Source organism: Paenisporosarcina sp. P4_D4 (assembly GCF_056401835.1).
In genome coordinates this window covers 1-5,313 of sequence record NZ_JBFUIO010000128.1, presented here as the reverse complement: position 1 = coordinate 5,313, position 5,313 = coordinate 1, and the positions used below count along the sequence as shown (strand labels likewise).

At 39.5% G+C, this 5,313-nt stretch carries 5 protein-coding genes; all 5 read left to right on the top strand.

The genetic code is table 11. The features are described from left to right. A partial coding sequence (locus tag AC1DSL_RS15535) for a septation ring formation regulator EzrA (protein WP_477532871.1) occupies positions 1 to 417 on the top strand: 417 nt, incomplete at its 5' end. Between the two features lie 232 nt (positions 418 to 649). Further along, positions 650 to 1,783 (top strand): cysteine desulfurase family protein, encoded by a 1,134-nt coding sequence (locus tag AC1DSL_RS15530; RefSeq protein ID WP_477532870.1) that lies wholly within the window; start codon positions 650 to 652, stop codon positions 1,781 to 1,783. A 7-nt stretch (positions 1,784 to 1,790) separates the two neighbouring features. Continuing rightward, positions 1,791 to 2,993 carry a tRNA uracil 4-sulfurtransferase ThiI gene (gene thiI / locus AC1DSL_RS15525; protein WP_477532872.1) on the top strand — a complete coding sequence of 401 codons (1,203 nt, stop codon included), beginning with the start codon at positions 1,791 to 1,793 and terminating at the stop codon, positions 2,991 to 2,993. A 131-nt stretch (positions 2,994 to 3,124) separates the two neighbouring features. Continuing rightward, entirely contained in the window at positions 3,125 to 3,328 is a 204-nt protein-coding gene (locus AC1DSL_RS15520) for an alpha/beta-type small acid-soluble spore protein (RefSeq protein WP_016426640.1), read from the top strand. Positions 3,329 to 3,582: 254 nt separating this feature from the next. After that, positions 3,583 to 5,154: an acyl-CoA synthetase MbcS gene (gene mbcS / locus AC1DSL_RS15515; RefSeq protein ID WP_477532869.1), complete on the top strand. Its 1,572-nt coding sequence runs from the start codon at positions 3,583 to 3,585 to the stop codon at positions 5,152 to 5,154. Positions 5,155 to 5,313 lie beyond the last annotated feature (159 nt).

The following is a 5,313-nucleotide window of genomic DNA, read 5'->3' as shown; positions in this document are numbered from 1 at the left end:
GACCGTATGGTACATAAAGCGAATATGCCGGGGATTCCTGAAGAAATGGATGTTCGTTTGGAAGAAGCCGAAGAACATATTTACTTGGTGATGCAAAGCTTGCAAGAAGTACCACTGAATATGAAATTGGTAGACAATTATTTGGCAAAAGCGGATAAATGTATCCATGAAGTACATGCTAAATCAAAAGAAATGCTTGAAAATGTATTGTTGATTGAACGTATCATTCAATACGGCAACCGTTATCGTGCGAGTCATCCACGGATGAATCAGCGTTTATTGGAGGCTGAAGCGGCATTCCGTCAGCTTCGATATTCCAAAGCACTTGAAGAAGCAGCTACTGCTGTAGAAGAAGTGGAACCGGGTGCGATGAAGCGAATTGAAGTTCTTGTCAAAGAGGACGCGTGGCGTTCATAACAAGAAAAGCGTAAAGCACTACTTTAGCCTGACATCGGCGATGGAAGAACCTAAGAAAAAGCCTGCATTTGCTTAGGTAGGAAGGCATCCTGTAGACTCAAGCTAAGATGCGGGCTAGTGCTTGAAGCTAGACATTAAAGAATATCAGTATGGTATACTTTTATGTAATAAGGGCAATTGAAACCACCGCACACCACGTGTTGGTGGTTTTCTAATGAAAAGGAGTTCAACAATGTATTATTTCGATCATAGTGCAACGACGAAACCACATAAAGAAGTATTGGATACTTTTGTAAAGGTGAATGAGGCGTATTATGCAAACCCTGCATCTTTGCATGAAATGGGCGTGGATTCACATATGCTCCTTTCCCGTGCTCGAAAGCAAATTGCAGATATGTTAAAGACAGAAGAAAACAAAGTGATTTTCACTTCAGGCGGAACAGAATCCAATCATTTTGCCATCAATGGTCTTGCTAGAAACCTGCAGTCTCGAGGAAGACATATCATCACTTCAAATATTGAACATCCGTCCGTGTTGGAATCGATGAAACAATTGGAGAAACAAGGCTTTGAAGTCGATATTATAACAGTAAATGAAAAAGGTATTATTTCAGTTGAAGATGTAAAAGAGCGATTGCGTAAAGATACGATTTTGGTAAGTGTAATGCATATTAATAACGAGATTGGAAGCATACAACCAATTGAACAATTAGCAAAAGTCATCCATCAACATAGCCGAGCATTATTTCACGTAGATGCAGTTCAAAGTTTTGGTAAATATCCAGTGTCGTTTCCCATTCTTGGAGCAGATGTACTGACGCTGTCAGGGCATAAATTCAATGGCTTAAAAGGAACCGGGATTGTCGCTTGGACAGGTCATGTTTCATTTGAACCGACCATTGTGGGTGGTGGACAAGAGTTTGGGCTAAGAAGTGGGACGGTACCTGTTCCTCAGGCAGTTGCTTTCGCTAAAGCCATGAGAATGGCATTCGAAAATCAAGCATCCATGCATACGACATATATAATGTGGAACGAAAAGTTGAGAAACTTAATTAGTGGTTTCAAGGATATACGCATATTATCCCCAGATGATGCTGCGGCACACATCCTGACAATCAGTGTCCGGAATATTAAAGGAGAAGTGCTGGTCAATGCCTTGCAAGCAAGGGACATCATTGTAACAACATCGAGTGCCTGTTCTTCTAAACAAACGAAAATCAGCCATGTAATAAAAGCAATCGGTTTACCCGATGACTATACAAAAGGTGTGATTCGAATAAGTATGGGAACCAGCAATAGCAATGAGCAAATTGATCATTTTATAGAAAATTTCACGGCAATCATCAAGCAAGTTAAAGGAGATTAAAAACATGTTGGAATGGAAAGAAATATTAATCAGATATGGTGAGTTATCTACAAAAGGAAGAAACCGAAGCTCGTTTACAGGTCGATTACGAGACAATATTCGTTACGCGTTTGCTGATTTACCCAAGTTTCAAATTGAAACAGAACGGGATCGTATGTTCATTCGACCAAATGAACAGGAAACCATGAAACAGTTAATAGAGCGACTGCCACAAATTTTTGGCATTCAGTCTTTCAGTCCAGTTGCATCTTGCAGTCACGACCTGGAAGATATCAAACAAACAGCTATTAAAGTAGTGGAGTCAATTGATCGCAAAGATAAAACGTTTAAAGTAACTGTTAAACGCTCATATAAGCCATTTGAGATGGAAACAAATGAACTGCAACAGTTCGTTGGAGCCAATGTGCTTCGTGCATTCCCTGAAATTCAGGTTCAAATGAAGAAACCGGATATTGAACTACGTGTAGAAGTACGAAGAGATGCTGTTTATATGATGGCAGAAGTCATTCCTGGTGCAGGCGGTTTACCGATTGGGTCTAACGGAAAATCACTCCTGATGCTTTCAGGTGGTATTGACAGTCCTGTTGCTGGTTACCAAATGTTAAAGCGAGGCGTACGCCTGGATGCCATTCATTTTCACAGTCCTCCATTCACTAGTGAACGTTCGAAGGAAAAAGTTATGGATTTAGCTGATAAATTAAGTCGCTTTGGTGCTTCTGTGAAGTTGCATATCATTCCATTCACTGCAATCCAGCAAGAAATTCAAAAACAAATTCCAGACAATGTATCAATGACGACAACTCGGAGAATGATGTTAAAGATTGCAGATTTAGTACGTGAAGAAACGCAAGCTTTGGCAATTATCACTGGTGAAAGTCTTGGACAAGTGGCAAGTCAAACTTTAGAAAGCTTGACAGCTATAAATGCCGTGACGAATACGCCTGTATTACGTCCACTTATTTCATATGACAAGCAAGATATTATTGAGATTGCCCAACAAATCGATACTTATGAAGTCTCGATCAGACCATATGAAGATTGCTGTACAATTTTCACTCCTGCAAGCCCAAAAACAAAACCAAAGCTTGAAAAAGTGGAGTATTATGAAAGCTTCAAAACATTCGATGATATGATAACTGAAGCAGTCAGTGAACGTGAAATAATGATGTTCCCTAAAAAGAAACAAGATAAATTCTCCGATCTATTATAAAAATTCAACGCTTGGTTTATATACGCACAGCTGTTTTTGAACAAAGATAATCCCATATATTACTACTTCTTGTGAATGCATGAATTTGTCCATCCGGCACATTCTATATTCAACAAGGAGGTGACACAGACATGGCAAATCAAAGTTCAAATCAACTAGTCGTTCCAGGTGTTAAACAAGCTTTAGACCAAATGAAATATGAAATTGCACAAGAGTTCGGTGTACAGCTTGGACCAGATGCTACAGCGCGTGCTAACGGTTCCGTTGGCGGAGAAATTACTAAGCGTTTAGTGCAAATGGCAGAGCAACAATTAAACGGCGGTTACCAAAAATAATTTATAATAAACGAACCGGTAGCGAAAGCTGCCGGTTTTTTTGTGTTATGAAGAGCGATAAGATTTCGCTCAGTCTGAGTTTTTGGTCGTGACGACTGAAAAAATGGGACTCCACGACTGAACAGAAAACAAAGGGATAATATAATAGTCATCACAAACTAATTAATTGACGGAATAAAAAGTTCTTTTTGAAAAATCAGTATTTTGTAGCTATAATAAAGAGGGATGAATCACTTAACAAAGGGGGAACTAAATTGAATCGTGAACATTTATTGGCACCGTCAACGTATAATTTGGTCCAGGAATTCGAAAAATATGCAACAGATGAAAATCGTTTAGCCTTGATTTGGAAAAGTGAAAAGGACGAGACGAAAAAAATTACATACAAAGAATTGATGCAACTGGCAAATCAGGCAGCAAATGTTTTTACAAATAGTGGATTGAGACATGGTGATGTTGTTTTGGTCATGGTACCAAGATTAATAGAAGCTTATGTCACTTACATAGGTGCTTTAAAAGCTGGACTGGTCGTTATTCCAAGCTCGGAAATGCTGCGAGCAAAAGATATTGATTACCGTTTAGTTCATAGTGAAGCGAAAGCGATTGTGGCATATGAACCATTCATCAGCCAATTTGATCAAGTTGAAAAATTGGATGGACTGACTCAATTCGTTATTGGAGAAGGCAAAGGAAAATGGGTTTCATTGTCTGAAGAACTTACCAAAGCTTCTACTGAATTTACTGGAGCAGACACAAAAAACACGGACATCGCATTTTTGTCATACACGAGTGGAACGACAGGCAATCCTAAAGGTGTAGTCCATACTCATGGTTGGGCATACGCGCATTTACGTACATCAGCTGAACATTGGTTAGGCATTCATGAAGGTGATGTTGTATGGGCAACTGCAAGCCCAGGTTGGCAAAAATGGATTTGGAGTCCATTCGTTGCAACTCTCGGAAGTGGGGCGACCGGTTTTGTCTATCACGGTAAATTTGATCCGAAAACGTATTTATCTCTGCTCGAGGAATACCAAGTAAACGTTCTTTGTTGTACACCAACCGAGTATCGGATAATGGCGAAAGTAGAGGGATTATCAGCGTATAATCTTACTTCACTGCATAGCGCAGTGTCTGCTGGAGAACCGTTAAACCGTGAAGTTATCGATACATTCAAGCGGGAATTCGGTTTGGAAGTGCGTGACGGATATGGACAGACCGAGAATACATTGTTGGTAGGAACAATGAAGGGCATGGAAGCACGTCCAGGATCAATGGGTAAACCTACGCCTGGCAACCAAGTGGACATCATTAATGAATTCGGCGAAGTTTGTGCACCAGGAGAAGTTGGTGATATTGCCGTTCATACCGATACACCTGCTTTATTTAAGTCATACCTAAAAGACCCGGAACGAACAAAAATGCAATTTAGAGGAACTTACTATATTACCGGAGATAAGGCTTCAAAAGATGAGGACGGGTACTTCTGGTTTGAAGGCCGTGGTGATGATATTATCATTAGTTCTGGATACACAATAGGACCGTTCGAAGTAGAAGACGCTTTGGTCAAACATCCAATGGTTAAAGAATGTGCTGTAGTGGGCAGTCCGGATGAAATTCGTGGGCATATCGTCAAAGCATATGTTGTATTGGTTGATTCAGCGGTGGCATCACCAGAGATTGTAAAAGAACTACAGGATCATGTGAAAACTTTAACAGCACCGTACAAATATCCTCGTGATATAACGTTTATCGATGAGCTGCCAAAAACAGCTTCTGGTAAAATACGAAGAATTGAACTAAGAAATCAGGAAATTTCTAAATAAAAACTCAAAAAACTATTCTTATAGCCTTTGATAAAAAGGTTTATAAGAATAGTTTTTTGTCGTTTACTTTCTCTCAAAAGGATTCTATAATGAGATATATTTCGAGAGTCAAACTAATGAGGTGAAGCTATGTTAGAAAATGAACGTCAAGGTATTATT

Excerpts from the sequence above, each read along its gene's own strand:
- AC1DSL_RS15530 (WP_477532870.1), top strand. The coding sequence starts at position 650 with ATGTATTATTTCGATCATAGTGCAACGACGAAACCACATAAAGAAGTA.
- AC1DSL_RS15520 (WP_016426640.1), top strand. The coding sequence starts at position 3,125 with ATGGCAAATCAAAGTTCAAATCAACTAGTCGTTCCAGGTGTTAAACAA.